At 67.5% G+C, this 25,345-nt stretch carries 30 protein-coding genes and 1 tRNA gene; 22 read left to right on the top strand and 9 right to left on the bottom strand.

What is annotated here, in order from left to right; all coding sequences use genetic code 11:
* Positions 1 to 217 precede the first annotated feature (217 nt).
* Positions 218 to 853, bottom strand: coding sequence for an HAD family hydrolase (locus tag LXN00_RS12160; protein ID WP_234508583.1), 636 nt, complete (start codon positions 851 to 853; stop codon positions 218 to 220).
* Positions 846 to 1,895, bottom strand: coding sequence for an MFS transporter (locus tag LXN00_RS12155; RefSeq protein WP_234508581.1), 1,050 nt, complete (start codon positions 1,893 to 1,895; stop codon positions 846 to 848). The genes LXN00_RS12160 and LXN00_RS12155 overlap by 8 nt, the downstream gene beginning before the upstream one ends.
* Positions 1,896 to 1,933: 38 nt before the next feature.
* On the opposite strand from LXN00_RS12155, the gene LXN00_RS12150 reads away from it, so the two are divergent.
* The 12 genes from LXN00_RS12150 to LXN00_RS12095 all read left to right on the top strand — a co-directional run bounded on the left by LXN00_RS12150 (position 1,934) and on the right by LXN00_RS12095 (position 15,321).
* On the top strand, positions 1,934 to 2,710 hold the full coding sequence (locus tag LXN00_RS12150; protein WP_234508579.1) for a YgfZ/GcvT domain-containing protein: 777 nt from the start codon (positions 1,934 to 1,936) through the stop codon (positions 2,708 to 2,710).
* A complete protein-coding gene (locus tag LXN00_RS12145) occupies positions 2,683 to 3,867 on the top strand; it encodes a CinA family nicotinamide mononucleotide deamidase-related protein (RefSeq protein WP_234508575.1) in 1,185 nt (394 codons plus the stop codon). Before LXN00_RS12150 ends, LXN00_RS12145 begins: the two co-directional genes overlap by 28 nt.
* Complete coding sequence (gene thpR, locus LXN00_RS12140; RefSeq protein ID WP_234508573.1) at positions 3,864 to 4,457, top strand: RNA 2',3'-cyclic phosphodiesterase; 594 nt, start codon at positions 3,864 to 3,866, stop codon at positions 4,455 to 4,457. Before LXN00_RS12145 ends, thpR begins: the two co-directional genes overlap by 4 nt.
* Complete coding sequence (gene recA / locus LXN00_RS12135) at positions 4,408 to 5,430, top strand: recombinase RecA (RefSeq protein WP_234508572.1); 1,023 nt, start codon at positions 4,408 to 4,410, stop codon at positions 5,428 to 5,430. Before thpR ends, recA begins: the two co-directional genes overlap by 50 nt.
* Positions 5,427 to 7,151: a ribonuclease Y gene (gene rny, locus LXN00_RS12130; protein WP_234508571.1), complete on the top strand. Its 1,725-nt coding sequence runs from the start codon at positions 5,427 to 5,429 to the stop codon at positions 7,149 to 7,151. The genes recA and rny overlap by 4 nt, the downstream gene beginning before the upstream one ends.
* 16 nt (positions 7,152 to 7,167) lie before the next feature.
* Complete coding sequence (locus LXN00_RS12125; RefSeq protein ID WP_234508570.1) at positions 7,168 to 8,199, top strand: rod shape-determining protein; 1,032 nt, start codon at positions 7,168 to 7,170, stop codon at positions 8,197 to 8,199.
* A gap of 3 nt (positions 8,200 to 8,202) precedes the next feature.
* On the top strand, positions 8,203 to 8,628 hold the full coding sequence (gene fabZ / locus LXN00_RS12120) for a 3-hydroxyacyl-ACP dehydratase FabZ (RefSeq protein WP_234508569.1): 426 nt from the start codon (positions 8,203 to 8,205) through the stop codon (positions 8,626 to 8,628).
* Positions 8,625 to 9,263, top strand: coding sequence for a S4 domain-containing protein (locus LXN00_RS12115; protein WP_234508568.1), 639 nt, complete (start codon positions 8,625 to 8,627; stop codon positions 9,261 to 9,263). Before fabZ ends, LXN00_RS12115 begins: the two co-directional genes overlap by 4 nt.
* A gap of 88 nt (positions 9,264 to 9,351) precedes the next feature.
* Entirely contained in the window at positions 9,352 to 13,431 is a 4,080-nt protein-coding gene (locus LXN00_RS12110; protein WP_234508566.1) for an adenosylcobalamin-dependent ribonucleoside-diphosphate reductase, read from the top strand.
* A gap of 7 nt (positions 13,432 to 13,438) precedes the next feature.
* Positions 13,439 to 14,050, top strand: coding sequence for a phosphoribosylanthranilate isomerase (locus LXN00_RS12105; protein WP_234508589.1), 612 nt, complete (start codon positions 13,439 to 13,441; stop codon positions 14,048 to 14,050).
* Between the two features lie 26 nt (positions 14,051 to 14,076).
* A complete protein-coding gene (locus LXN00_RS12100) occupies positions 14,077 to 14,832 on the top strand; it encodes an inositol monophosphatase family protein (RefSeq protein ID WP_234508587.1) in 756 nt (251 codons plus the stop codon).
* 9 nt (positions 14,833 to 14,841) lie between these two features.
* Complete coding sequence (locus tag LXN00_RS12095) at positions 14,842 to 15,321, top strand: flavin reductase family protein (RefSeq protein WP_234508563.1); 480 nt, start codon at positions 14,842 to 14,844, stop codon at positions 15,319 to 15,321.
* Here LXN00_RS12095 and LXN00_RS12090 read toward each other — a convergent pair.
* The 6 genes from LXN00_RS12090 to LXN00_RS12065 form a co-directional block, all read right to left on the bottom strand.
* Positions 15,318 to 16,112 carry a DNA-formamidopyrimidine glycosylase gene (locus LXN00_RS12090; protein ID WP_234508562.1) on the bottom strand — a complete coding sequence of 265 codons (795 nt, stop codon included), beginning with the start codon at positions 16,110 to 16,112 and terminating at the stop codon, positions 15,318 to 15,320. The genes LXN00_RS12095 and LXN00_RS12090 overlap by 4 nt on opposite strands.
* A complete protein-coding gene (locus LXN00_RS12085; protein ID WP_234508560.1) occupies positions 16,105 to 16,410 on the bottom strand; it encodes a thiol-disulfide oxidoreductase DCC family protein in 306 nt (101 codons plus the stop codon). The genes LXN00_RS12090 and LXN00_RS12085 overlap by 8 nt, the downstream gene beginning before the upstream one ends.
* A complete protein-coding gene (locus LXN00_RS12080) occupies positions 16,394 to 16,771 on the bottom strand; it encodes an acyl-CoA thioesterase (RefSeq protein ID WP_234508558.1) in 378 nt (125 codons plus the stop codon). Before LXN00_RS12080 ends, LXN00_RS12085 begins: the two co-directional genes overlap by 17 nt.
* A 9-nt stretch (positions 16,772 to 16,780) precedes the next feature.
* Positions 16,781 to 17,017, bottom strand: coding sequence for a 4a-hydroxytetrahydrobiopterin dehydratase (locus LXN00_RS12075; RefSeq protein ID WP_234508556.1), 237 nt, complete (start codon positions 17,015 to 17,017; stop codon positions 16,781 to 16,783).
* Positions 17,018 to 17,067: 50 nt separating this feature from the next.
* Positions 17,068 to 17,144 (bottom strand) — tRNA-Met (locus LXN00_RS12070).
* A 9-nt stretch (positions 17,145 to 17,153) separates the two neighbouring features.
* The gene (locus LXN00_RS12065) at positions 17,154 to 17,507 is read right to left on the bottom strand and encodes a hypothetical protein (protein ID WP_234508554.1); all 354 of its coding nucleotides are present in this window, start codon (positions 17,505 to 17,507) and stop codon (positions 17,154 to 17,156) included.
* Between the two features lie 282 nt (positions 17,508 to 17,789).
* Between LXN00_RS12065 and rplU the strand changes: the two genes are divergently transcribed.
* Genes rplU through rsfS form a run of 7 tightly spaced genes read left to right on the top strand, consistent with a single transcriptional unit; the run spans position 17,790 to position 22,137 of the window.
* Positions 17,790 to 18,095 (top strand): 50S ribosomal protein L21, encoded by a 306-nt coding sequence (gene rplU / locus LXN00_RS12060; RefSeq protein ID WP_234508552.1) that lies wholly within the window; start codon positions 17,790 to 17,792, stop codon positions 18,093 to 18,095.
* A 3-nt stretch (positions 18,096 to 18,098) separates the two neighbouring features.
* Positions 18,099 to 18,356 (top strand): 50S ribosomal protein L27, encoded by a 258-nt coding sequence (gene rpmA, locus LXN00_RS12055; RefSeq protein ID WP_126164836.1) that lies wholly within the window; start codon positions 18,099 to 18,101, stop codon positions 18,354 to 18,356.
* 1 nt (position 18,357) lies between these two features.
* Entirely contained in the window at positions 18,358 to 19,608 is a 1,251-nt protein-coding gene (gene obgE / locus LXN00_RS12050; protein WP_234508550.1) for a GTPase ObgE, read from the top strand.
* A 1-nt stretch (position 19,609) separates the two neighbouring features.
* Positions 19,610 to 20,170, top strand: coding sequence for a nicotinate-nucleotide adenylyltransferase (gene nadD, locus LXN00_RS12045; RefSeq protein ID WP_234508548.1), 561 nt, complete (start codon positions 19,610 to 19,612; stop codon positions 20,168 to 20,170).
* Positions 20,145 to 20,702: a bis(5'-nucleosyl)-tetraphosphatase (symmetrical) YqeK gene (yqeK, locus tag LXN00_RS12040; RefSeq protein WP_234508546.1), complete on the top strand. Its 558-nt coding sequence runs from the start codon at positions 20,145 to 20,147 to the stop codon at positions 20,700 to 20,702. The genes nadD and yqeK overlap by 26 nt, the downstream gene beginning before the upstream one ends.
* Positions 20,692 to 21,789, top strand: coding sequence for an LCP family protein (locus LXN00_RS12035; protein ID WP_234508544.1), 1,098 nt, complete (start codon positions 20,692 to 20,694; stop codon positions 21,787 to 21,789). The genes yqeK and LXN00_RS12035 overlap by 11 nt, the downstream gene beginning before the upstream one ends.
* A 6-nt stretch (positions 21,790 to 21,795) precedes the next feature.
* On the top strand, positions 21,796 to 22,137 hold the full coding sequence (gene rsfS, locus LXN00_RS12030) for a ribosome silencing factor (protein WP_234508542.1): 342 nt from the start codon (positions 21,796 to 21,798) through the stop codon (positions 22,135 to 22,137).
* Here the strand turns inward: rsfS and LXN00_RS12025 are convergent, their stop codons facing one another.
* Positions 22,138 to 22,419 (bottom strand): hypothetical protein, encoded by a 282-nt coding sequence (locus LXN00_RS12025; protein ID WP_234508540.1) that lies wholly within the window; start codon positions 22,417 to 22,419, stop codon positions 22,138 to 22,140.
* 21 nt (positions 22,420 to 22,440) lie between these two features.
* Here LXN00_RS12025 and panC point away from each other — a divergent pair, with 21 nt between their 5' ends.
* From panC to fba, 3 genes are read left to right on the top strand one after another with little or no spacing between them, the layout of a single operon-like run.
* Positions 22,441 to 23,271: a pantoate--beta-alanine ligase gene (gene panC, locus LXN00_RS12020; RefSeq protein WP_234508538.1), complete on the top strand. Its 831-nt coding sequence runs from the start codon at positions 22,441 to 22,443 to the stop codon at positions 23,269 to 23,271.
* Positions 23,268 to 24,374 carry a type IV pilus twitching motility protein PilT gene (locus LXN00_RS12015; RefSeq protein ID WP_234508536.1) on the top strand — a complete coding sequence of 369 codons (1,107 nt, stop codon included), beginning with the start codon at positions 23,268 to 23,270 and terminating at the stop codon, positions 24,372 to 24,374. Before panC ends, LXN00_RS12015 begins: the two co-directional genes overlap by 4 nt.
* A 52-nt stretch (positions 24,375 to 24,426) precedes the next feature.
* Positions 24,427 to 25,344, top strand: coding sequence for a class II fructose-1,6-bisphosphate aldolase (fba, locus tag LXN00_RS12010; RefSeq protein WP_234508535.1), 918 nt, complete (start codon positions 24,427 to 24,429; stop codon positions 25,342 to 25,344).
* Position 25,345: the final 1 nt, after the last annotated feature.

Below are 25,345 nucleotides of genomic sequence, written 5' to 3'. Positions count from 1 at the left end.
TACGCTTGTTGGTGAAGCGGCTGGCTAGGGCCGCGTAGCTGGCCGTGGAGGACTTTTACGACAGCCTCTAAGCATCGCTAAAAAGCTCAGAACCAGGATGCTTTTCCTCATAAAACACCTCCCCCCCATATCGGGGTAGAGGCATTTTACAATGCTGATTAGGCTCCCTGCAAGCAAAAGAGAGCGTCCAAGAAAGATCTACCAAACAAAAACATACCTATTCCAGACGCAACAACGGCAGGCTCTCGTTAAAGGTCCAAATGACTGCCTTGGCCCCCGCCTCCAGGAGGCTTTCCGCCCCGTGCCCCGTGAGGAGGGCGTAGGTGGGGATGCCGGCCCCCACGGCGCTCCGCACCCCGGAAGGGGAGTCCTCAAAGGCCAGAGCCTCCTCCGGGGCCACCCCCAGTTGCTCCAGGGCTACCCGGTAGGGAAGGGGGTCGGGCTTCCCCCGGCCCACCTCCTCCGCCAGGACGAGGAGGGGGGGCTCCAAGGAAAGGGCCTGGAGCACGTGGCGGGCGTTTTCCTTGGGGGCGTTGGTGACCACCCCCCAAAGGAGCCCCTTGGCCTCCGCTTCTTGAAGGAGCTCGTAAAGCCCCGGGGTGGGCTTAAGCCCCTGGGCGAGCTCCCGAAAGCGGGCCTCCTTGGCCTCTATGAGGCGAGCGGCTTCCTCGCCCTCTAGCCCCAAGAGGTCCCGCACGATCTCCGGGTTTAGCCGGCCGGAGATGCGCCTTTGGTAAAAGTCCCGGTCAACGGCGAGCCCAAAGGGTTTTAGGACCTCCCGCCAGGCGAGGAGGTGCAAGGGGTCGGTGTCCGCCAGGGTTCCGTCTAGGTCAAAGAGGAGGGCCTTAAGCATGGGCTTCCCTCCGCTCTAGCTCCCGTAGAAGCAGGAAAATCCCCGCCGCCAGGGCCAAAAGCCCCACGGGAATCCCCCCATGGGGCAGGAGGGCGAAGAGGGCGGGGATCAGGGTGCTCCCCGTGGCCCCGGCGTACATGAGCCCCCCCAGGGCCCTGTGGCCGAAGCGGGCCTGGACCAGGGCGAAGAGGGTGGAAAAGAGGGGCCCGAGGAGGAAACCCGCCAAGGGGAAGAGGAGGGCGGTGGGGGGCAGGAAGTTTAGGCAAAGGAGCCCCATCACCCCGGCTAAAAGGGCCTTTAGGGCGAAGAGGGGCCTTGCCGCCACCCGCCTTGCCAGGACGAGCCTTCCTAGGGCTAGGAAAAGCCAGTAGAGGGAGAGGAGCACGCCCCCTAAGGCGGTGGGGTGGCCCAGGGCCTCGAGCCAGACCCGGTTCCAGGTGGCCAAGGCCCCTTCTAGCCCGGTGTAGAGGGCCACCAGGAGCAGAAAAGGCCATAGCCGCCCCGCCTCGCCCCGGGGCGCATGGGCCACCGCCGGCGCTCCCCAGACGAGGAAGGCGGCCAAAAGGGCCAAAAGCCCCGCCAGGGCGAGGAAGAGACCATAGGGCAGGAAGGTGAGGGCGAAGGGGGTAGTCACCGCCCCCAGGCCAAAGGCCACGTTCACCCGGTTTAGAAGCTCCACCCGCCTCCTTGGGTCCAGCTCCCCCACGAGGCTATTCCCGTGCACGTTCATGGTGCCTTCCCCGAGGCCTAAGAGAAAGGCCAGGGCCACCACCCAGGGGAAGCTAGGGGCCAAGGCTAGGCCCAGGAAGCCTAGCCCCACCAGGAAAAGCGCCCCCGGAAAAAGGGGGTGGCGCCTTTCCCCTTGGGCCAGGCGTACCCCGAGGAGGAGGCCCAGGAGGAGGACGGTGAAGAAGAAGGAAACCTCCTCCCCCACCCCGTACCGGGCCCGCCAAAGGGGGAGGGCCGCCCCCGGGAGGGCCACGATGACCCCCACGAGGAAAAGGGCGAGAAACGAGCCCCAGAAAAAGCGCACGTCCGCCATTCTCCCCCTTCCTGACCCTTTGGTCAATAATGGGAGGCATGGAGGCCCTGTTGGCCAAGGCTCTTGCGGGGGAAGGCTTCTTCGCCTTTCCCGGCGTCCTCCTGGTGCGGGGGCCCGATGCCCTTTCCTTCCTCCAGGGGCAGTGCACCCGGGACCTGAGGCGCCTTTCGGCCCCTATGGGGGCCTTATTCCTCAACCACAAGGGCCAGATAGAGGAGGCGGCCACGGTTTTCCCCCACAAGGAGGGCTTCCTCCTCGCCCCTTGGGGCACCCTCGAGGGCCTTCGGAATAGGCTTAAGCGCTACATCGTCTTTGACCAGGTGGAACTCCAGGCGCTTCCCCTCTTCCGCCTGGTCTATGCGGACGGGCGGGAGGAGCTAGGGGAGACCTCCGAGGGGGCGTGGCCTGGGGAGCTTTACCCCCTTTACACCCTCCTCAAAGGCCTTCCCCTCCTCTCCGACATCCGGGGGGAGCTTCCCCAAAGCGTGGGCCTCCTCTCCCTGGTGGACTACGGCAAGGGGTGCTACGTGGGCCAGGAGATCATGGCCCGCACCGAGGGCAAGGCGGCGCCCTACCGCTTGGTGGGCCTGAGGGTGGTGGAAAGGGGGGAGGCCCCGGCGGAGCTTTTCTGGGAGGGCAAGCGGGTGGGGGAGGCGAAGCGCCTCGAGGCCACCCCCTTTGGCCCCTTGGGCCTAGGGGTGGTGCGGCCGGAGGTGCCCTTTGGAGCGGTGGTGGAAGGGGGCGGTGGGCGGTACCGCCTTTCCTCCCTTCCCTTTGAGGAGGCGGCGTGGAGCGGGCAGAGCTCATCGGCGTAGGCACGGAACTCATCTACGGGGAAACCCTGGACACCAACACGGCGGAGATCGCCCGAAGCCTCAAGCCCTACGCCCTCAAGGTGGAAAGGACCCTGCGGGTGGTGGACGAGCCCGAGCCCCTGGCCCAGGAGGTGCGGGCGGCCTGGGAGCGGGCGCGGCTCGTGGTCCTCTCGGGGGGGCTTGGCCCCACCCCGGACGACGTGACCCGGGAGGCGGTGGCCCTGGCCCTGGGGGAGCCCTTGGAGCTGGACGAGGCCGTGCTGGCAGAGATTGAGGCCCTTTTCCGCGCCCGGGGGCGGGATATGCCCCCGGCCAACCGCAAGCAGGCCCTGAAGATCCCCTCGGCCACCTGGCTTAAAAACCCCGTGGGCACCGCCCCGGGCTGGTGGGTGCGCAAGGGGGGCAAGGACCTCGTCCTCCTCCCGGGGCCTCCCCCCGAGTGGCGGCCCATGTGGCGGGAGGTGCTCCCGAGGCTTGCCCTTCCCCCAAGGCCCTACGCCGAACGGGTCTTCAAGACCTGGGGCATCGGGGAGTCGGACATCGTGGAGCGGCTTGGGGAACTTTTCGTCCGGGGCGAGGAGGTGGAGGTGGGCACCTACCCCAAGCTCCACGGGGTGGAGGTGGTGGTCCGGGGCCGGGAGGACCGGGTGGCGGAGCTTGCGGAAAGGATCAAGAAGAAGCTTTTGCGGGAGATCTGGGGCGAAGGGGACCTGACCCTGGCCGAGGCGGTGAAAAGGCGCATGGAGCTGGAGGGGGCCACCCTGGCCACCATGGAAAGCCTCACGGGGGGGCTGCTCGGGGCGGAGATCACCCGGGTTCCCGGGGCGAGCCGCTTCTACCTGGGGGGCGTGGTATCCTATTCCGTAGGGGCCAAGGCCCGCTTCGGTGTGCCTGAGGAGCTTTTGGCCAAGACGGTTTCCGCCGAAACGGCCAAGGCCATGGCGGAGGCCGCAAGGTCCCTTTTTGGCGCCACCTATGCCCTGGCCACCACGGGGGTGGCGGGGCCTGACCCCTTGGAGGGCGAGCCCGTGGGCACGGTCTACGTGGCCCTGGCGGGGCCCAAGGGGACGGAGGCCAGGCGCTACCGCTTTCCCGGGGACCGGGAGGCGGTGCGGCTTCGGAGCGTCTACGCCGCCTTGGCCCTTTTGGTGACATGAGGCTCTTCTACGCAGTTTTTCTCCCTGAGGACGTGCGGCGGGCCCTGGTGGAGGCCCAGGAAAAGGTGTCCCGCTATAAGGGCTGGAAGGAGGTGGCGCCCCACCAGCTCCACCTCACCCTGCTCTTCCTGGGCGAGAGGCCGGAAGGGGACCTCGAGGACCTCCTTGCCCTGGGCCACCGCCTGGGGCGCCTCCATGCCCCTTTCCCCGCCCGCATCCGGGGCACGGGCTACTTCCCCAACGAGGGCACCCCCAGGGTCTGGTTCGCCAAGGCGGAGGGGGAAGGGTTTTCCCTCCTGGCGGGGGCCTTGAGGGAAGGGGTGTCGGAGCTTTTGGGGGAGGAGGCCCTAAGGGCGGGAGGGGATAAGCCCTTCAAGCCCCACATCACCCTGGCCCGGCGCAAGGCCCCCGCCCCACGGGTACCCCCCGTGGTCTTCGGCTTGGAGTGGCCGGTAACGGAGTTCGCCCTGGTGCGCTCCGAGCTTCGGCCCAAGGGGCCCGTGTACACTATTCTGGAGAAATTCCCTTTAAGAGGTGAACATGGACGAGAACAAGAGGAAAGCGCTGGAGAACGCCCTAAAGACCATTGAGAAGGAGTTCGGCAAGGGGGCGGTGATGCGGCTTGGGGAGATGCCCAAGCTCCAGGTGGACGTGATCCCCACGGGCTCCTTGGGCCTGGACCTGGCCTTGGGCATCGGGGGTATTCCCCGGGGCCGGGTGGTGGAGATCTACGGCCCCGAGTCCGGGGGCAAGACCACCCTGGCCCTCACCATCATCGCCCAGGCGCAGAAGCAAGGGGGTATCGCCGCCTTCGTGGACGCCGAGCACGCCCTGGACCCCCTCTACGCCGCAAGGCTTGGGGTCAAGGTGGAAGACCTCCTGGTTTCCCAGCCGGACACGGGGGAGCAGGCGCTGGAGATCGTGGAGCTTTTGGCCCGCTCCGGGGCGGTGGACGTCATCGTGGTGGACTCCGTGGCCGCCTTGGTGCCCAAGGCGGAGATTGAGGGGGACATGGGGGACGCCCACGTGGGCCTCCAGGCCCGGCTCATGAGCCAGGCCCTGCGCAAGCTCACCGCGGTCCTCTCCAAGAGCAACACCGCCGCCATCTTCATCAACCAGGTGCGGGAGAAGGTGGGGGTGATGTACGGCAACCCCGAGACCACCCCGGGGGGGCGGGCCCTCAAGTTCTACGCCAGCGTGCGCCTGGATGTGCGCAAAAGCGGCCAGCCCATCAAGGTGGGGAGCGAGGCGGTGGGCATCAAGGTCAAGGTCAAGGTGGTGAAGAACAAGCTGGCCCCCCCCTTCCGCGAGGCGGAGCTGGAGATCTACTTCGGCAAGGGCTTTGACCCGGTGATGGACCTGGTGAACGTGGCCGTGGCTGCTGGGGTCATTGAGAAGGCGGGGAGCTGGTTCTCCTACGGCGAGCACCGCCTGGGCCAGGGCAAGGAGAAGGCGGCGGACTTCCTCAAGGAGCGGCCTGAACTCTTAGAGGAGATCCGGGCCAAGGTCCTGGAGCGGGCCGACCAGGTGGTCCTCGCCGCCAGCGAAGAGGGGGAGGAATGAGCCTTCTGGACCTGGTCCTTTTGGCCCTGGTCCTCCTTCTCTTGGCGGCCCTTTTCCTAAGGCGTAAGGGCGAGGACCGCACGGGGGAGGAGGCGAAGCGCCTCCTCGAGGCCGCCAAGGAGGAGGCGAAGGCGGCCCTGGAGGCCGCCCGGAAGGAGGCCAAGGAGATCCTGGAAACGGCCCGGCACGAGGCCAAGGCCCTAAGGGAGGAGGCGGAGGCCCGGGCCAAGGCCCTCAGGGGGGAGCTGGAGGCCGAGCTCAAGCGGCGGGCGGAGGCGGCGGAGGCCGAGGCCAAGGCCCGCCTGGCCCAGCTGGAGGAGCGCCTCAAGGCCGAGCGGGAAGAGCTAAGGGCGGAAAGGGATCGGCTTAGGGGCCTTCAGGAGGAGCTAAAGGCGGAAAGGGAGCGCCTGAAGGAGGAAAGGGAGGAGCTTCGCCGGGAGGCGGAAAGGCTTTCCAAGCGGGGCGAGGCCCTGGACGCCCGGGCCCTAAAGCTGGACGCCCTGGAGGAGGCCCTTGCCCAGAAGGAGGAGGCCCTGAAGGCGCGGGAGGCGGGGCTTCTGGAGCGGGAAAGGGAGATAGAAAAGAAGCTTTACGAGGTGGCGGGCCTCTCCCCGGAGGAGGCGCGCAGGCTCATCCTGGAAAAGCTAGACCAGGAGCTGGAGGAGGAGAAGGCCCAAAGGGTGCGGGCGGCCCTGGAGAAGGTCCGCCTCGAGGCCCGGCGGGAGGCGCAGAAAATCCTGGCCCAGGCCATCCAACGCCAGGCCTCGGAAACCGCCGCCCAGCTCGCCGTTTCCGTGGTCCCCATCCCCTCGGACGCCATGAAGGGGCGCATCATCGGCCGGGAGGGGCGGAACATCCGCACCTTTGAGGCCCTCACGGGGGTGGACCTGATCATTGACGACACCCCCGAGGCGGTCCTCCTCTCCTCCTTCAACCCCATCCGCCGGGAGATCGCCCGCATGGCCCTGGAGGAGCTCTTAAAAGACGGCCGCATCCACCCAAGCCGCATTGAGGAGGTGGTGGAGAAGGCCAAGCAGGAGATGAAGACCTTCATCTACGAGAGGGGAGAGGAGGCGGCCTTGGAGGCCGGGGTGGTGGGGCTAAAGCCCGGCCTCATCCAGCTTTTGGGCCGGCTCCACTTCCGCTCCAGCTACGGCCAAAACGTCCTCAAGCACTCCGTGCAGGTGGCCCACCTGGCGGGGATTATGGCGGCGGAGCTGGGCCTGGACGCCGCCTTGGCCAAGCGGGCTGGGCTCCTTCACGACATCGGCAAGAGCGTGGACCGGGAGGTGGAGGGGAGCCACGTGGAGATCGGCATCGCCTTGGCCCGGCGCTTCGGGGAGCCCAAGGAGGTCATTGACGGCATCGCCCACCACCACGACCCCGAGAACGCCGAGACGGTCTACGCCGTCTTGGTGGCCGCCGCCGACGCCCTTTCCGCCGCCCGTCCTGGGGCCAGGCGGGAGAGCCTGGAGGAGTACCTCCAGCGCCTCGAGGCCCTGGAACGCATCGCCCTCTCCTTCCCCGGGGTGGAAACCGCCTTCGCCGTCCAGGCGGGGAGGGAGGTGCGGGTGATCGTCAAGCCGGACAAGATTACCGACGCCAAGGCGGTGCTCCTGGCCCGGGAGATCGCAAGCCGCATTGAGCGGGAGATGAACTACCCGGGGCAGGTCCAGGTGACGGTGGTGCGGGAAAGCCGGGCGGTGGAGTACGCCCGATAGGCTAAAATGGGGCGATATGCTTCGGGGCGAGGACATCGGGATTGACCTGGGGACGGCCAGCGTCCTCATCTACGTGCGGGGGAAGGGGATCGTCCTCCGCGAGCCCTCGGTGATCGCCGTGGTGCAGGGGAAGCGGGAGGTGAAGGCGGTGGGGGCCGAGGCCTACCGGATGCTGGGGCGCACCCCCGGCAACATCGTGGCCGTGCGCCCCTTAAAGGACGGGGTCATCGCCGACTACGCCCTCACCGAGCGCATGCTCCTCCTCTTCCTGCAGAAGGTGCTCTCCCCCTTAAGCCGCTTCTTCAAGCCCCGGGTGATGGTGGGGGTGCCCTCCGGGGTCACGGACGTGGAGCGGCGGGCCGTGGTCCAGGCGGTTTCCGCCCTGGCCCAGAAGGTCTACCTCATTGAGGAGCCCTTGGCCGCCGCCATCGGGGCCGGCATCAACGTGGCCGAACCCACGGGGAGCATGGTGGTGGACATCGGGGGCGGCTCCACGGACATCGCCGTCATCTCCTTAGGGGGCATCGTCCGCTCGGAAAGCCTCCGCATCGCCGGGAACGAGATGGACCAGGCCATCATCCGCTACGTCCGGCAGAAGTACAGCCTCCTCATCGGGGAGCGCACCGCCGAGGAGCTCAAGATCCAGCTGGGCCGGGCCAAGCTCCTGCCGGGGGAGGAGAAGGAGGTGGCGGAGGTCCGGGGGCGGGACCTCGTCACCGGCCTTCCCCGCACGGCGGAGATCCCGGCGGAGGACGTGGCCGAGGCCCTCAAGGAGCCCTTGGAGAAGATTTTCCAGGGGGTGAAGGGCGTGTTGGAAACCACCCCGCCCGAACTGGCCTCCGACATCTACGAACGGGGCATCCTCCTCACCGGGGGTGGGGCGCTTCTCAAGAACCTGGACGTGGCCTTGCAGGAGGCCACCGGGGTGCCCGTGGTGGTGGCGGAAAACCCCATTGAGGCCGTGGCCCTGGGCACGGGCAAGGCCTTGGAGATGCTCCACGTCCTCGAGGACACCATCCTCTCCTCCGACGATGTCCTAAGGAGGTGAGGCTTGGACATCCAGGAGATCCTGAAACTCCTCCCCCACCGCTACCCCTTCCTCCTCGTTGACCGGGTACTCCAAGCCGACGAGAAGGGCTTCCGCGCCCTGAAGAACGTGACCTTCAACGAGCCCCACTTCCAGGGGCACTTCCCCGGCTACCCCATCATGCCGGGGGTGCTTATCCTCGAGGCCATGGCCCAGGCGGCGGTGGGGACCATCGCCAAGCAGCCCGGCTTCAAGCCGGGGGGGCTCGTCTTCCTGGTGGGGGTGGAGGAGGCCCGGTTTAAAAAGCCCGTGGTGCCGGGGGACACCCTCATCCTGGAAGGGGAACTCCTCCTCTTCCGCCGCGGCCTCGGCAAGGTGGCGGTGAAGGCTTTGGTGGAGGGGGAGGAGCGGGCGAGCGCCACCCTCAGCTTCGCCGTGCGGGAGGGGTGATGGACCTTTCCGCCTACCTGAAACGGGCCCGGGGCGGGCGGGTGGTGCGCACGGGCTTTCTGGAGCCCGAGGACCAAGCCCTCTTGGAGGAAAAGGCCCGGGCGGAAGGGTTGAAGGTTTCCTTCTTTGGGGGCTTCCCCTTGGCCGAGCGCAAGGTGGCCATCCTCTACCCCGAGGAGGTCCCGAGCGTCCAGGACCCCGTGGAGGTCTACCTCCTGGAGAAGGAGCCCCCGGACCTGGGAGAGGCCCTGGGGGACGTGGAGGCCTGGGAGGAGGGCTATGTGGTGGCCCTCCTTCCCGAGGGGAAAAAGGCCCTTCTGGAGGCGGGCTATACCCTCCACCCCGCCCCCGAGGCCGCCTTCAAGGCCAGCAAGGGGGTGCGCACCCTGGTGGTGCCCTCCCTAAGGGTGGACGCCCTCGGGGCCAAGGGCTTCGGCGTTTCCCGGAGCTACTTCGTGCAGGGGGTGAAGGCGGGGAAGGTGCGCCTGAGGGGAAGGCCCGCTTCCCCCAAGGACGAGGTGCGGCCTGGGGATACCCTCCTGGCCGAGGGGTTGGGAAGCCTCCGGCTCCTCGAGGTCCTGGGCGCCACCCGAAGGGGCAACTACAAGGTGCGGGTGGAGGTGGAGCGGGGCTAAATGTGCGCCCCCCCACTTGCCGTGAAAACCCAAGGAGTAGTAGTATTCCCGCCGTAGGCCCCAAGATATGGGGGATGTGGGAGGCATTATGGAGCCCTATTTCTTTGACGAGCACGCCCAAGCCATTGCCAAGCGGCAGTATCTCCAGCCCGAAGACGGGGACATCCTGGGCATGTTCCGCCGGGTGGCCCGGGAAATGGCCAAGGTGGAGCGCCCGGAGGCGCGGGCCTACTGGGAGGAGAAGTTCTACGAGCTCATGGCCACCAAGCGCTTCTCCCCGGGCGGGCGCATCCTGGCGGGGGCCGGTACCGCCCACGGCAACCTCCTCAACTGCTTCGTCCAAGGGGCCACGGAAAACCCTCCGGAAAGCTTTGCCGGCATCATGGAGGTGGCCAGAAAGCTCGCCCTGGTCACCAAGGTGGGCGGGGGGAACGGGGTGAACCTGGACCCCTACCGCTCCAAGGGCGGGAGGAAGCGGCGGCCCGTGCAGGGGGTGGCTTACCTGGCCGCAAGCCACCCCGATGTGGAGGACTTCATCCGCGGCCTCATGCGTCCCCCCATCAACCCCGATGGACCGAAAGAGGAAATCGCCCTGAAGAACTTTGCCCGGGTAGTCTACGGGGAGGTTTCTCCCGAGCTAAAGGCCTTGGCGGAGCGCTACGGGGTGGCCCTGGCCCAGGAACCCCCGGAGGACGTTATCCGGGTTCCCGATGACATGGGGGGCATCGTGGACGCCGCCAAGGAGGCGGCGGACCGGGCGAGGCGGGGGCTTGTCGCCCACGTGGACTTCTCCCTCCTTCGGCCCGAAGGGGCCCCCATCCGGGGTAGCGGGGGGACGAGCTCGGGCCCGGTGAGCTTCCTCTTTGAGATCTTTGACAACTTCTTGGAGTGGGCGGCCTTGGGGGCGGAAGAGGCGGGTCCCGTGGCCACCTTGCGCTACGTCTATGCCCCTGTGCTCCGGGTGGTGCGGCAGGGAGGTACCCGCCGTGGAGCGGGGATGGCCACCCTCTCCATTGAGCACCCGGACCTCTTGGACTTCCTCACCGCCAAGGACCTGGACCGGGAGAAGGCGGAAGGGGACATCTCCACCTTCAACATCTCCGTCCTGGTGAGCGACGCCTTCATGCGGGCCCTGGAGGAGGATGCCCTTTGGCCCGTGACCCCCATTGAGGTTCCCGGCAAGTACTACCCATACCCCCTGGAAGGCCCCTACACCGGGAAGCTCCCCGAGCTTCCCGAGCGGGAGGACGGGGCCAAGCCCATCCCGCTCTTTGGGGGCAAGGTCCCTGCCCGTTGGCTTTGGCACGAGATCGCCTGGCACGCCTGGGCCACGGGGGAGCCGGGGCTCATCTTCGTGGACCGCATCAACGCCCTTTCGGCGCTGAAGGGGTTGGGGGAGCGTTTTTGGATTCGTTCCACTAACCCGTGCGGTGAAATCCCACTCACCGTGGGCGAGCCCTGCGACCTCGGGGCTTTGAACCTCGCCGCCTACGTGAAGGACGGGGAGTTCCAGATGGAAACCTTCCGCCGGGACGTGCATACCGCCATCCGCTTCCTGGACAACGTCCTGGACGTGAACCGCTTCGCCCTCAAGGACAACGAGGAGGCGGCGAAAAGCCTGAGGCGCCTGGGTCTTGGGGTCATGGGCCTGGCGGACGCCCTCATCAAGATGGGCCTCCCCTACGACTCCGAGGCGGCCCGGGAGAAGGTCTACGAGATCATCTCCGCCATGCGGGAGGAGGCCATCAAGGCCTCGGAGGCCCTCGCCGAGGAAAGGGGCCCCTTCCCCCTCTACGAGGCGCACCGGGAGTACTTCCAGGAGCTCGGCATCCGCCCCCGGCGCAACGTGGCCGTCCTCACCGTGGCCCCCACGGGCACCACCAGCATGCTCATGGGGGTTAGCAGCGGGATTGAGCCCGTCTTTAGTCCCTTCGTCTGGCGGAGGATCGGCGGGGAGTACAAGCCCCTCCTCCACCCCCTCTTCGTGGAGCTCATGGAGGCCTACCCGCCCGCCCCCGGCTACGAGAAGGACGGGAAGTGGGACTGGGACAAGATCGTTGAGGAGATCCAACGGGACGGCCACGGCTCCGTGCAGAACCTCTCCTTCGTGCCCGAGCCCATCCGCAGGGTCTTCCGGTGCGCCCACGACATCCACCCCTTGGACCACGTGCGCATGCAGGGAGTGGTGCAACGGGCCTTTGACGCCGAGGGGTACGCCGCCAACTCCCTATCTAAGTGCATCGCCAAGGGCACCCTGATTCCTACCTCCAAAGGGCTCATCCCCGTTGAGGAGATCGCCCCACCCCATCCCGAGGACACCTTTGCCCCGGTGGACGGCTTGTACACGGCGGAGGGATACCGCATCACCGCCCACTACTTCGCTGGCAAGAAGAGGGGGGTTCGGGTGCGCCTAGACAATGGGGCGGAGTTGGTGGGTGCGTGGGAGAGCCACCGCGTCCTCACTCCCCAGGGTTGGCGCCTGATGCGGGAGCTTAAGCCCGGAGACCTCGTTTTGGGCAAGCTGGTTCCCGCCCATGGTCCTGGGGGAGCCCCTATTTCGCTAGAGTTTCCCCTGCGCACCAACGCCAAGGCCCTTCCTCTGCCCGAAAGGATGAGCCCCGAACTGGCCCTCTTTCTGGGCATGTTGGCCGCGGACGGTTCCACGGTGGAGAGCACCGGTTTTGTGGGCATAGCCACCAAGAGCCCGGAGGTGGAAGCGACCTTCCGAGAGGTGGTCCAACGGCTCTTCGGCACGGAACCCAAGGTAACGGTGGACAAACGCACGGGGGTGCGCAACCTGTACCTTACCTCCAGGCGCCTGGTCCGTTACGTGGAGGCTTTAATCGGCAAGGGGGCCGCTGAAAAGCGGGTGCCGCGCCAGATCCTTCAGGGAAACGCCGAGGAGAAGCTCGCTTTCCTTAAGGGGCTGACCTTGGATGGCTATGCTCGTCCGGACTTGGGCCTCGTGGTCTACGAGGGCAAGAGTGCCCGGCTTGCTTACGAGGCTGCGGAGGTGGCCCGGAGCTTCGGGTTGCCCCAGGTGTACCAGGGGCGCAAGAAAGTAGAAGCACCTAAGGAGACATACTTCGTCCATTCGGTGGTCGTTTCGGGTCCCCTGCAGGAACTGGTGGAGCCTATTGAGGTCCATAAACGCATTCCCCGGGTGGACAGGCAGTACAGGGTGTTCGTTCCGGAGGAGGTTGTGGAGGCCACCCGCGTGGGGGTGCACCATCCTGGGTACACAAACCTAAGGTCGGTGCGGAGCAGGGGGGTTTCCCACGTTTACAACTGCACCGCGGACCGTCTGGGTTGGCCCACGGAGGTGTTGGCCTTTAGGGTGGTGGAGGTGGAGGATGTGGGCGAGGTGGAAATGTACGACATAGAGGTGGAGGAGGTCCACCGCTATGTGGTGAACGGCGTCCTCTCCCACAACACCATCAACCTGCCCCATGAGGCCACGGTGGCGGACGTGGAGGCGGCCTACGCCGAGGCCTACCGCACGGGGTGCAAGGGGATTACCGTCTACCGGGATGGCTCCCGGGAGTTCCAGGTGCTCACGGTGAAGAAAGAAGAGAAGGGCAAGGAGAAAAAGGCGCCCGAAGGGGAGCCCCAGGCGGCCCCAGCAAGCGCGCCAAAGCGGGAGGAGAGGCCAGAAGGTCCCGTCTACGAGCGCCCGGGGCGCCTCATGGGCTTTACGGACATGGTGAAGCTCCTTACCCCCGAGGGGGCCAAGCGGAGCTTCCTCGTCACGGTGAACCTCCTCGGGGATAGGCCCATTGAGGTCATCCTCACCTCGGGGAAGGCGGGGGACGAGGCCAACGCCGATAGCGAAGCCCTGGGCCGGGTGGTGTCCATCGCCCTCCAGTACGGGGTGCCCCCCGAGGCCATCATCCGGACCCTTAGGGGCATCAACGGGGGGCTTTACGGGAGCTACCAGGGGAGGCTCGTGTCCAGCAAGGCGGACCTCATCGCCGTGGCCCTGGAGACCATTCCCCAGGCCTTCAAACGGGGCCTTCCCCCCGAGGAGGCGGAAGCCCCCCTGCCGCTTTCCGGGGGAGGCCTCGCCCTCCCTGGGGCTTTGACCTGCCCGGTGTGCGGGGAGAAGGCGTTGGTGCGGGAAGAGGCCTGCTACAAGTGCCAGGCCTGCGGCTACTCCAAGTGCGGCTAGGCGGATGGTGCGGGTGAAGATCTGCGGTCTCACCCGCCTCGAGGACGCCCTCCTCGCTGAGGCGCTCGGGGCCCACGCCCTGGGCTTCGTCCTGGCCCCCGGGTCCAAAAGGCGCCTGGCCCCGGAAGCGGCCCGGGAGATCTCCCGGGCCCTGGGGCCTTTGGTGGTGCGGGTGGGGGTCTTCCGGGACCAGCCCCCCGGGGAGGTTTTGAGGCTCATGGAGGAGGCCCGGCTCCAGGTGGCCCAGCTCCACGGGGAGGAGCCCCCGGAGTGGGCGGAGGCCATCGGCCGCTTCTTCCCCGTCATCAAGGCCTTCCCCCTGGAGGGCCCCGCCAGGCCGGAGTGGGCCCACTACCCTGCCTGGGCCTTCCTCCTGGATAGCCGCCTCCCGGGAAGCGGCGAGCCCTACCCCAGGGAGTGGGCCAAGCCCCTCCTCGCCACGGGCAAGCGGGTGATCCTCGCCGGGGGGATCACCCCGGAGAACGCCCTCGAGGCCCTGGCCCTCCGGCCCTACGCCATTGACCTGGCGAGCGGGGTGGAGGCGGCGGCGGGGGTGAAGAGCCCGGAGAAGCTTAAGGCCCTTTTCGCCCGGGTGCGGGCCTTTATGATGGGGGCGTGAAGGGTCATCCCTTCTTTCCCCATCTCATGGCCATGCTGGAGGCGGCGGACCTCGCCCGGGGCATCCACGCCTACTACCTGGCCAAGGGCTTCACCCAGGGGACCAAGTCGGGCCCCACGGACCTGGTGACCCAGGCGGACCGGGAGGCGGAGGCGGCCATCCGGGAACTCCTCCTCGCCCGCTTCCCCGAGGCGGGGTTCTTGGGGGAGGAGGGGGGAAGCGAGGGGGGAAAGGCCCTCCGCTTCATCGTGGACCCCTTGGACGGCACGGTGAACTACGCCCACGGCTTCCCCTTCTACGGGGTTTCCCTGGCCCTGGAGGTGGAGGGGGTGGTCCAGGCGGGGGTGGTGATGGACACCGCCCGGGGGGAGGTCTTCTACGCCCTGAGGGGCGGGGGGGCGTACCTGGACGGGCGGCCCATCCGGGTCACGGAGCGGGCGGAGTTGCTGGGAAGCCTCCTCGCCACGGGCTTCCCCTACGACGTGGCCCAGGACCCGGAGAACCTCACCTACTTCGCCCGGGCCCTGAGGCGGGGGCTTCTCGTGCGGCGGCCGGGGGCGGCCGCCTTGGACCTGGCCTACGTGGCGGCGGGCCGCCTCGAGGGCTTCTGGGAAGTGAAGCTCAACCCCTGGGACGTGGCGGCGGGGTGGCTTTTGGTGGAGGAGGCGGGGGGGAAGGTCACGGACCTGGAGGGGAGGCCCTACCGCCTGGGCCACCGCTACATCGTGGCCACCAACGGCCGCATCCACGAGGCTTTGCTCCGGACCCTCCGGGAAGACTAGAATGGGGACATGGACCTGGAGGCCAAGAAGAAGGTCCTAAGGAGCTTCACCTACGGCCTTTACATCCTCACGGCCAAAGACGGCGAGGACTACGCTGCCGGCACGGTGAACTGGGTGACCCAAGCCTCCTTCACCCCGCCCCTCATTGCCCTGGGGGTGAAGCGGGATAGCCACCTCCACGCCCTCATAGAGCGCACGGGGAAACTCGCCCTCATGACCCTCGCCGCCGACCAGAAGGCCATCGCCCAGGACTTCTTCAAGCCCACGCAGAGGGAGGGGAACACCCTAAACGGCCACCCCTTTGCGCCTTCCCCCACCCTGGGCCTCCCCCTCCTCACCGAACTCCCCTACTGGCTCGAGGCCGAGGTGCGCCACCTCTACCCCGGCGGGGACCACAGCGTGGTGGTGGCGGAGGTGGTGGGGGCGGGGGTGCGGTACGAGGCCAAGCCCCTCGTCATGTGGGACACGGGCTGGTTCTACGGGGGCTAGCCCTGGCACCGGGGGCAGAAGTGGGCGCTCCGCCCCGCCACCACCTGCCGCCGGATGGGCGCGCCGCAGGCGGGGCAGGGGAGGCCTTCCCGCCCGTAGACGGCGTGGCGCTCCTGGAAGCTTCCGGGGAGGCCGTCGGGCTGCCGGTAGCTTTGGTCGGAAAGCGTGCTTCCCCCAAGGGCGAGGGCCTCGGCCAGGACCTCCTTTAGGGCCCTGAAAAGCCTTTCCCCCTCCTCGGGGCGGAGTTCCTTGGCCCGGCGCAAGGGGTGGAGGCGGGCCCGAAAGAGGGCCTCGTCGGCGTAGATGTTCCCCACCCCCGCCGCCAGGGTCTGGTCCAGGAGGAGGGCCTTGAGGGGCTTGGCGCTTCGGCGAAGCCCTTGGAGGAAGCCTTCCAGTCGGAAATCTTCCGAAAGGGGCTCGGGGCCGAGGCGGCTTAGGAGGGGAATTTCCTGGTAGTTTCCCCCTTCCACCACCCAGATGCGGCCGAAGCGCCGGGGGTCGTGGAAGTGGAGGGGGAAGGAGGGGAACTCCAGGGTGGCCCGGGTGTGGGGGGTGGCCTCGAGGCGGAAGCCCCCCGTCATCCCCAGGTGGACCACCATCTCCAGCCCCCCGGAAAGGGCGAAGAGGAGGAACTTCCCCCGGCGCCCGATGTCCAGGATGCGCTTTCCTTCCGCCCGTTCCGTGTGGCGGTAGCGCAGGGGGTCCTGGTGGCGCACCCTTAGGAGGGGTTTCCCCTTTAGGAGGGGGAGGAGGCGGCGCCTCGTGGTTTCCACCTCGGGCAGCTCAGGCACGGGGCCTCCGCGCCGCCAGGAGGCGGTAAAGGGGCTTCCCCAAAGGGCTTAGGAGGTAGAGGAAGGGGAAAAGGGGCCAAAGGAGGGGGAGGCGGCGGGCCAGGTGGAGGAGTGCCCCATAGCCCCGGTAGACCCTTTCCCCCTCCAGGACGTGGAGCTCCCGGAGAAGGGCCTCCTTTTCCAGGTCCGTGGCCCCTTGTAGGGGCTCCACCCGAAGGGCCTTCCCCAGGTCCAGGGCCTTTAGGGCCTCTCCCAAGGCCCGGCAGTAGGGGCACTGGGCGTCAATCAGCACCCGCATGGGCCTCCACGGGGACGGGCTCCCCCTTCTCGTTCACCGCCACGTAGGTGAGGGTGCCCTTGGTGGCGAGGGTGCGGCCGTTTTCGTGGCCGAAGCGTTCCTTGTACACCTCCACCTCCACGGTCAAGGAGGTGCGCCCCACCCGCACCACCCGGGCCACCACCTCCAGGAGGTCCCCGGTGCGGATGGGCACCTTGAACTCCACGCTCCCCACCGCCACGGTGACCACGGGCTTTTTGGCGTAGCGGGCGGCGGCGTAGGAGCCCACCTTGTCCATAAGGCCCAGGACGAAGCCGCCAAAGGCCGCCCCCAAGGGGTTGGTGTGCTCGGGGAAGACGAGCTCGAGGGTCCGCGCCTCCATGCCCTTAGCCTACAGGAGGCTATCCGTGAGGCGGGCCATCTCCCGGTCCTTCTCCGTGATGCCCCCGGCGCTGTGGGTCCACCACTCCACCTCCACTTGGCCCCAGGCCACGGTGAGGCGGGGGTGGTGGCCCTGGGCCTCGGCCAGTTCCCCCACCCGGTTGGCGAAGGCCAGGGCCTCCCGGAAGTCCTTGAAGCGGAAGCGCTTGTAGAGGCGCTCGGGGTCTTGGCGCACCTCCCAGTCCATGCCCTAAGGGTAAGGCAAAACCCCCGGGCCCATTGTGCCCGGGGGCGGTTTGGTTGCGGGGGCGGGATTTGAACCCGCGACCTTCGGGTTATGAGCCCGACGAGCTACCAGGCTGCTCCACCCCGCGTCGCCATCCTTAACTATAGTGAAGCTTGGCACCTTTGTCAAGTGCAGGCGGAGCTGAGCTCGCATCCCTTCCCCCACCCCGTGCCGGTTGCTGGGAAAAACCCCCAAGCACCCGCACCGCCACGCCCCGCAGGGAAGGAGGACCTTGGGCCAGAAAGAGCTTCACCTCCACCCTCCTCCCGTCGTACCCAGAAAGCCAAGCCCCCTTGCCCTCCGCCTCCCGCACCTCCGGGTAGCGCTCCCCCTCCTCCATCTCCACCTCCCGTTGGCGTAGGGACCGGATGAGGAACCCCATGTCCCATTCCTCCTGCCCCATCCGGGAGACCCGGTCAAAGCCCCGGTCTAGGGAGGAAAAGGGGGACATACCCCAGGGCCTGGACCCCTAACTCGGTTCGGGCAGGGAAAGGGGGAGGGGTGGGTGGGCGCGGGTTTTCTGGGGAGCCGGAAGACCGTGGGGGCCCATGTGGTGGTCTAAAGGAGGAGGAGCATTCGCATACCTTACCCAACCCCCTCTTTGTTTTCCCTTGGTCAAGCCCCTACGGAAAAAAGGAGGAGAACGCAGCAGCAGAGGCGCTTGCGGGAAGCCCCCCGCTTGGGTATAGTGGAAGACCGGTAGGCCCTCTGGGGCTTTGGGAAGGGGAAGGCCATGTACGCAATCGTCAAGACGGGTGGAAAGCAGTACCGGGTGGAGCCCGGGCTTAAGCTCAGGGTGGAGAAGCTGGCCGCCGAGCCCGGCAGCCAGGTGGAGCTCCCCGTCCTGCTCTTGGGGGGCGAGGGAATACGGGTAGGGACCCCCTTCGTGGAGGGGGCCAAGGTGGTGGCCGAGGTGCTGGCCCACGGCCGGGGCAAGAAGATCACCATCTCCAAGTTCAAGGCCAAGGTTCAGTACCGGCGCAAGAAGGGGCACCGCCAGCCCTACACCGAGATCCTCATCAAGGAAATCCAGGGGTGAGCCATGGCGCATAAAAAGGGTCTAGGTTCTACCAAAAACGGCCGCGACTCCCAGGCCAAGCGCTTGGGCGTGAAGCGTTACGGCGGCCAGGTGGTGCGGGCGGGTAACATCCTGGTCCGCCAGCGGGGCACCAAGTTCAAGCCGGGCAAGAACGTGGGCATGGGCCGGGACTTCACCCTCTTCGCCCTGGTGGACGGGGTGGTGGAGTTCCAGGACAAGGGGCGTCTAGGCCGGTACGTGCACGTGCGCCCCTTGGCGTAAGGTGTTCCAAGACGTTCTCCTCATCACCGTCGCCGCCGGCAAGGGTGGCGACGGCGCCGTTTCCTTCCGCCGGGAAAAGTTCGTGCCCAAAGGAGGGCCGGACGGGGGGGACGGGGGGCGGGGGGGGAGCGTCTACCTCCGGGCCCGGGGGAGCGTGGACTCCCTTTCCGAGCTTTCCAAGCGCACCTATAAGGCGGAAGACGGGGAGCACGGCAAGGGAAGCGGCCAGCACGGCCGCGCCGGGCGGGACCTTTACATAGAGGTGCCCCGGGGGACCCGGGTTTACGATGCGGACACGGGAGAGCTTTTGGGGGACCTGACCCAGGAAGGGGAGGTGCTCCTGGTGGCCCGGGGCGGGGAGGGGGGGCGGGGGAACACCCATTTCGTCACCCCCACCCGCCAGGCTCCCCGCTTCGCCGAGGCGGGGGAGGAGGGGGAGAGGCGCAGACTCCGCCTGGAGCTCATGCTCATCGCCGACGTAGGCCTCGTGGGCTATCCCAACGCCGGCAAGTCCAGCCTCCTCGCCGCCACCACCCGCGCCCACCCCAAGATCGCCCCTTACCCCTTCACCACCCTGAGCCCCAACCTGGGGGTGGTGGAGCTTTCCGAGGAGGCCCGCTTCACCCTGGCGGACATCCCGGGGATCATTGAGGGGGCGAGCCAGGGGAAGGGGCTTGGCCTGGAGTTCCTGCGCCACATCGCCCGGACCCGGGTTCTCCTCTACGTGCTGGACGCCACGGAAAACCCCAAGGAGGTCCTCGCCACCTTGCGCCAGGAAGTGGGGGCCTACGACCCCGCCCTCCTCCGCCGCCCGGCCCTCATCGCCCTCAACAAGGTGGACCTCCTCGCCCCCAAGGAGGTGGAGGTCAGGGTGGCGGAGCTCCTCCCGGAGGGCCTTCCCGTCCTTCCGGTGAGCGCCCTTACCGGGGAAGGCCTGGATGCGCTAAAGGAGGCCCTCTGGAGCCTGGTCCAGGCCACCCCGGCTCCCGAGTTGCCCAAGCCCATCCCCAAGACCGAGGTGCGGGCAGGGGTGGAGGTGGTGCCCGTGGCTGAGGGGGTCTACGAGGTGCGGGCCCCGGAGGTGGAGCGCTACCTCAAGCGGCTAAAGGGCGACCTTTCCGAGGCGGCGGGGTACCTGCAGGAGGTCTTCAAGCGTCACGGGGTGGAGGCGGCCCTTCGGGCCAAGGGGGTGCGGGCGGGGGACGTGGTGCGCCTGGGGGGGCTGGAGTTTGAGTACATCCCGGAGGGCTAGGGTGCGGATTGGCCTTTTTGGCGGCTCCTTTGACCCCATCCACCTGGGGCACCTCATCGCCGCCAGCGAGGCGGCCAGCGCCCTGGGCCTGGACCAGGTCCTCTTCGTGGTGGCCGCCCGTCCGCCCCACAAGACCCCCGTGGCCCCCCCGGAGGCCCGGTACGAGATGGTCCTCTTGGCCACGGCGGAGGACCGGAGGTTTGGGGCCTCGAGGCTGGAGCTAGACCGCCCCGGGCCCAGCTACACCGTGGATACCCTGGAGGAAGCCCGCAAGCTTTTCCCCGAGGACGAGCTCTTTTTCATCACCGGGGCCGACGCCTACCGGGACGTCCTCACCTGGAAGGAAGGGCACCGGCTCCACGAGCTCGCCACCCTGGTGGCCGTGGCCCGCCCGGGGTATCCTTTGGAGGCGATGCCCGTGCCCGTGGTGCCCCTTTGGGTGCCGGAGGTGGGCATCTCTAGCACCGAGATCAGGCGGCGCATCCGGGAAGGGCTTTCCGTGCGCTACTGGGTGCCCCGGGCCGTGGAGGTGTACCTTGAAAAGCACGCCCTCTACCGCTGAGCTTTTGGAAAAGGTGAGGCCTTTGGTGACCCCGGAAAGGTGGGCGCACATCCTGCGGGTGGCCGAGCTTGCCCGCACCATCGCCGAGAGGAACGGCCTAGACCCCGAACGGGCCTACTTGGCGGGGCTTCTGCACGATGCGGCGCGGGACCTGCCTTTGGAGGAGCTTTTGCGCCTAGCCTCCCCGGAGAACGAGGTGGAGAGGGCCCACCCCTTGGCCCTCCACGGCCGGGCGGCCCGCAGGCTGGCGGAGGCTTGGGGGGTGGAGGACCCGGAGGTCCTGGAGGCCATAGAGGGGCACGTCTACGGGGTTTCCCCCGAGAACGGGCTGGGCATGGCCCTCTACGTGGCCGACGTTTCCGAGCCCGGGAGGGGGGTGAACGGGGAGATCCGCGACCTCGCCCTTTCGGGGAGGCTTCGGGAGGCCTACCGGGAGGCGGTGGTCAACAAGGTGCACTACCTCCAGGGCAAGGGCATTCCCGTCCACCCCAGGACCCTGGAGGTGTACGAGAGCCTCCAACATGCGCCCTAGGGTTTCCTTCCTCCTCTTGGCCTTGGCGCTTTTCGCCCTTGGGGGCGTTCTTTCCCTGCCCCGTCCGAAGGAGGAGGGGGAGGTGCGCCCCGTGCGGGCGGGGGCCTTGCCGGAGATGGGGGTGGTGGTGGCGGCCCGGGACATAGAGTACTGCGGCTACCACACCCCCTGCGGCCCCGGTTCCCGCACGGACACCATCTTTTACCTGCGCCTAAGGGGCCAGGAGGCCAAGGGGGTGGCCATCCCCCGCGACCTCTATAGCCCCCTGGTGGGGGGCAAGGTGAACGCCGCCTACGGCCGGGGTGGGGCGGAGCTTCTAAAGCGGGCGGTGGCCGAGGCCACGGGGATGGTGGTGGAAAGGCACCTCATCCTCACCCTGGAGAGCGTGGCCCGGGTGGTGGACGCCGTGGGGGGGGTGGAGGTCTATCTGGAAAGGCCCATGCGCTACACCGACCGGGCGGCCAGGCTCTTCATAGACTTCCCCGCAGGCCGCCTCCACCTAAACGGGGAGGAGGCGGTGAAGTACATGCGCTTCCGCCACGATGCCCTGGGGGACTACGCCCGGCTGGACCGCATCAAGGAGGTGTTGGTCCAAGTCTTGCGGAAAGCCCAAGACCCCCGCACCTGGCCCGCCTTGGCCCTGGCCCTGCGGGAGGTCTGGGCCCAGTTGGACACGGACCTCACCCTCGAGGAGGTCCTGGGCTATCTACCCGCCGTCCAGGGGCTTAAGGTTTCCCTGGCCACCCTGCCCACCCGGGAGGGCCCCGGCACCTTCCTCTACGTGGACGAGGAGGCCCGGGCCCGCTTCCTCGCCGCTTTCTTCGGCGAAAACCCCCCTTTGGCACCCCCGGACGTGCCGGTGGTGTTGCGAGGAGAAGGGGCGCTTTTGCGCTGGGGGCAGGCGCTTTTGCAAAGGGAAGGGGTAAGGCCCGTTTTGGAGGAGGCGGGGGTAGAGAGGAGCGCCGTCTACACCCAAGACCCCGTGGCCGGGGCCTACTACGCCGAGCTTTTCCACCTGCCCCTCCTCGCCCCCCATAGGCCCCTTTCGGGCGTGGTGGTGGAGCTTGGGAAGGACCTGCTACAATGAGGCTAGATGGTGAAGACCAAGGAGGCGGTAGAGCTCGTCGGGCGCATTAAGGAACTTCTTTGGGAAAAAAAGGCGGAGAACGTGGTGGCCCTGGACCTCAGGGCCGTTTCCGAAAGCCTGGACTACTTCGTGGTGGCGAGCGCCACCAGCACCCCGCACCTCCAGGCCCTGGAGCGGCACGTGCAGGAGAAGCTAGAGGAGGAGGGGTTGCGCCCTAGGCCCACGGAGGGGCAAAGCCCCCGCTGGGTGGTCCTGGACTACGGGGAGGTGGTGGTCCACCTCATGACCCCCGAGGCCCGGGAGTACTACGACCTCGAGGGCTTCTGGGCCGACGCCGAAAGGCTTTAACTACTTGATGCGGGGCGGGGCCAAAGGCCCCATGATGAAGCGCTGGAAGGCCAGGTAGAAGCCCAGGTAGACGAGGAGCTGGAACCAAAAGCTTGCCGCCACCTTAAGCCCCAAGGCCGCCGCCAGCAGGATGAGGCTCACCGCTCCCATCATCACCAAGGTGGTGCGGAAAAACACCCCGGGGAAGTACTTTAAGGCCTCGCGGAAGGTCTTGGGCCGGCGCGCCTCCCATTCCTTCAGGGCCTTTCTCTTGAGCTTTTCCTCCCGTTTCCTCTTCCCCACAGGGAAAGTATACTGGGCCCCGTGAACGTGGTCCGCACCGTGGCGGAACTCCGGGCGGCGTTGCCCCGGGAAGGGGTGGGCTTCGTGCCCACCATGGGCTACCTCCACGCCGGCCACCTGGCCTTGGTGGAAAGGGCCCGGGCAGAAAACCCCTTCGTGGTGGTGTCCATCTTCGTGAACCCCTTGCAGTTCGGGCCTGGGGAGGATTACCACCGCTACCCCCGGGACCTGGAGCGGGACCAGGCCCTTCTGGAGGCGGCGGGGGTGGACCTCCTCTTCGCCCCCAGCGTGGAGGAGATGTACCCCAAGGGCTTTGCCACCCGGGTCCAGGTGGAAGGCCCCCTCACCGCCCTATGGGAAGGGGAGGTGCGCCCCGGCCATTTCCAAGGAGTGGCCACGGTGGTGGCCCGCCTCTTCCTCCTGGTGGGGCCGAGGCGGGCCTACTTCGGGGAGAAGGACTACCAGCAACTCCTTGTGATCCGCAAGATGGTGCGGGACCTGGGCTTTCCCCTGGAGGTGGTGGGGGTGCCCACGGTGCGGGAGGAGGACGGCCTAGCCCTTTCCAGCCGCAACGTCTACCTTTCCCCCGAAAGGCGCAAGAAGGCCACCGTGCTCTATAGGGCCCTTTCCGCCATGCGGGAGGTGGCGAAGGAGGGCGGAAGCGTGGCCGAGGCCCTGCGGGCTGGGGAGGCGGTTTTGGCGGAGGTGCCCGAGTTTAGGAAGGACTACCTGGCCCTGGTGGACCCCGAGACCCTCCTTCCCCTTTCCGACTGGGTGAAGGGGGCTAGGGGCATCGTGGCCGGGCGCTTTCCCGAGGTGCGGCTTATTGATAACCTGGAGGTCTACCCATGAGCGAGGCCCCTTCCGAGGGAAAGCAAAGCCTTTTGGAGATGCTGAAGGCCATGGTCCAGGCCCGGGCTTCGGATATCCACCTGCAGGCGGGAGCCCCTCCGATGGTCCGGGTGGACGGAAAGCTTAGGCCCTTTGGCAACCGGCCCCTCACCCCGAAGGATACAGAGGCCATCGCGCGGGCCCTCCTCACCCCGGAGCAACAAGAGGAGCTGGAGTACCGGAAGGAGATGGACTTCGCCTACACCATCCCCGGGGTGGCCCGTTTCCGCTGTAACCTCCTCAGGCAACGGGGCAGCTTTGGCCTGGTGATGCGGGTGGTGGCGGAGGTCATCCCCAGTTTTGAGGCCCTGGGCCTGCCCCGGGAGGTTATGGAAAACCTAGCGGCCAAGGAGCGGGGCCTCATCCTGGTCACCGGGCCCACGGGGAGCGGCAAGAGCACCACCCTGGCGGCCCTCATTGACCACATCAACCTGCACTACGCCAAGAACATCATCACCATTGAGGACCCCATAGAGTTTTTGCACCGGCACAAGAAGAGCCTGGTGGTGCAGCGGGAGGTGGGGCTAGACACGGATAGCTTCTACTCCGGGGTCAAGTACGCCATGCGCCAGGACCCCGACGTGATCCTCATCGGGGAGATGCGGGACAAGGAGACGGTGGAGGCCGCCCTCATGGCCGCCCAGACCGGGCACCTGGTCCTTTCCACCCTCCACACCCTGGACGCTTGGCGCACCATCAACCGCATCATTGAGTTCTTCCCCTTGCACGAGCACCAGCAGGTGCGCATCCTCCTGGCGGAATCCCTCCTCGGCATCCTTTCCCAGCGCCTCCTGCCCCGGGCGGATGGGCAGGGGCGGGTGTTGGCCCTCGAGGTCCTCATCGCCACCCCGTACGTGCGGGAGCTCATCAAGGATGAGGACAAGACGCCCCAGATTAAGGAGGCCATGATGGAGGGGAGCATCCACGGCATGCGCACCTTTGACCAACACCTGGTGGAGCTCTACACCCAGGGGCTCATCTCCCTGGAGGACGCCCTCTCCGCCGCCACCAGCCCCCACGAGTTCCGCCTCCTCCTCACCAAGGCCACGGGACAGGCCTACTAGGCCTGGTTTCCACGCTTCCACGCCCGGGGTATAATCCCGGGCGGAGGCGTTTATGCTGGTGACCGGACTGGAAATCCTCAAGAAGGCGCGGGCCGAGGGCTACGGGGTGGGGGCCTTCAACACCAACAACATGGAGTTCACCCAGGCCATCCTCGAGGCCGCCGAGGAGCTTAGGAGCCCGGTGATCCTGGCCCTATCCGAAGGGGCCATGAAGTACGGGGGCCGGGCCCTCACCCAGATGGCGGTGGCCCTGGCCAAGGAGGCCCGGGTGCCCGTGGCCATCCACCTGGACCACGGCTCCAGCTACGAAAGCGTCCTCAAGGCCCTCAGGGAGGGCTTCACCAGCGTCATGATTGACAAGTCCCACGAGGACTTTGAGACGAACGTCCGGGAAACCAAGCGGGTGGTGGAGGCGGCCCACGCCGTGGGGGTCACGGTGGAGGCGGAACTGGGCCGCCTGGCGGGGATTGAGGAGCACGTGGCGGTGGACGAGAAGGACGCCCTCCTCACCAACCCCGAGGAGGCCCGCCTCTTCATGGAGCGCACGGGGGCCGACTACCTGGCGGTGGCCATCGGCACCAGCCACGGGGCCTACAAGGGGAAGGGCCGTCCCTTCATTGACCACCCCCGCCTGGAGCGCATCGCCCAGCTTGTCCCCGCTCCCCTCGTCCTCCACGGGGCGAGCGCCGTGCCGCCCGAGCTCGTGGAGCGCTTCCGCGCCGCCGGGGGGGAGATTGGGGAGGCGGCGGGCATCCACCCCGAGGACATCAGGAAGGCCATCGCCCTGGGCGTGGCCAAGATCAACACCGACACCGACCTGCGCCTGGCCTTTACCGCCCTCATCCGGGAAACCCTGGGGAAGAGCCCCAAGGAGTTTGACCCCAGGAAGTACCTGGGCCCGGCCCGGCAGGCGGTGAAGGAGGTGGTGAAAAGCCGCATGGAGCTCTTTGGCTCCGTGGGTAAGGCCTAGG

It is taken from the genome of Thermus brockianus, from assembly GCF_021462505.1.
Classification (GTDB): Bacteria; Deinococcota; Deinococci; order Deinococcales; family Thermaceae; genus Thermus; species Thermus hydrothermalis.
The sequence above is the reverse complement of the archived record's forward strand: the minus strand, read 5'-3'. Positions and strand labels throughout refer to the sequence as shown.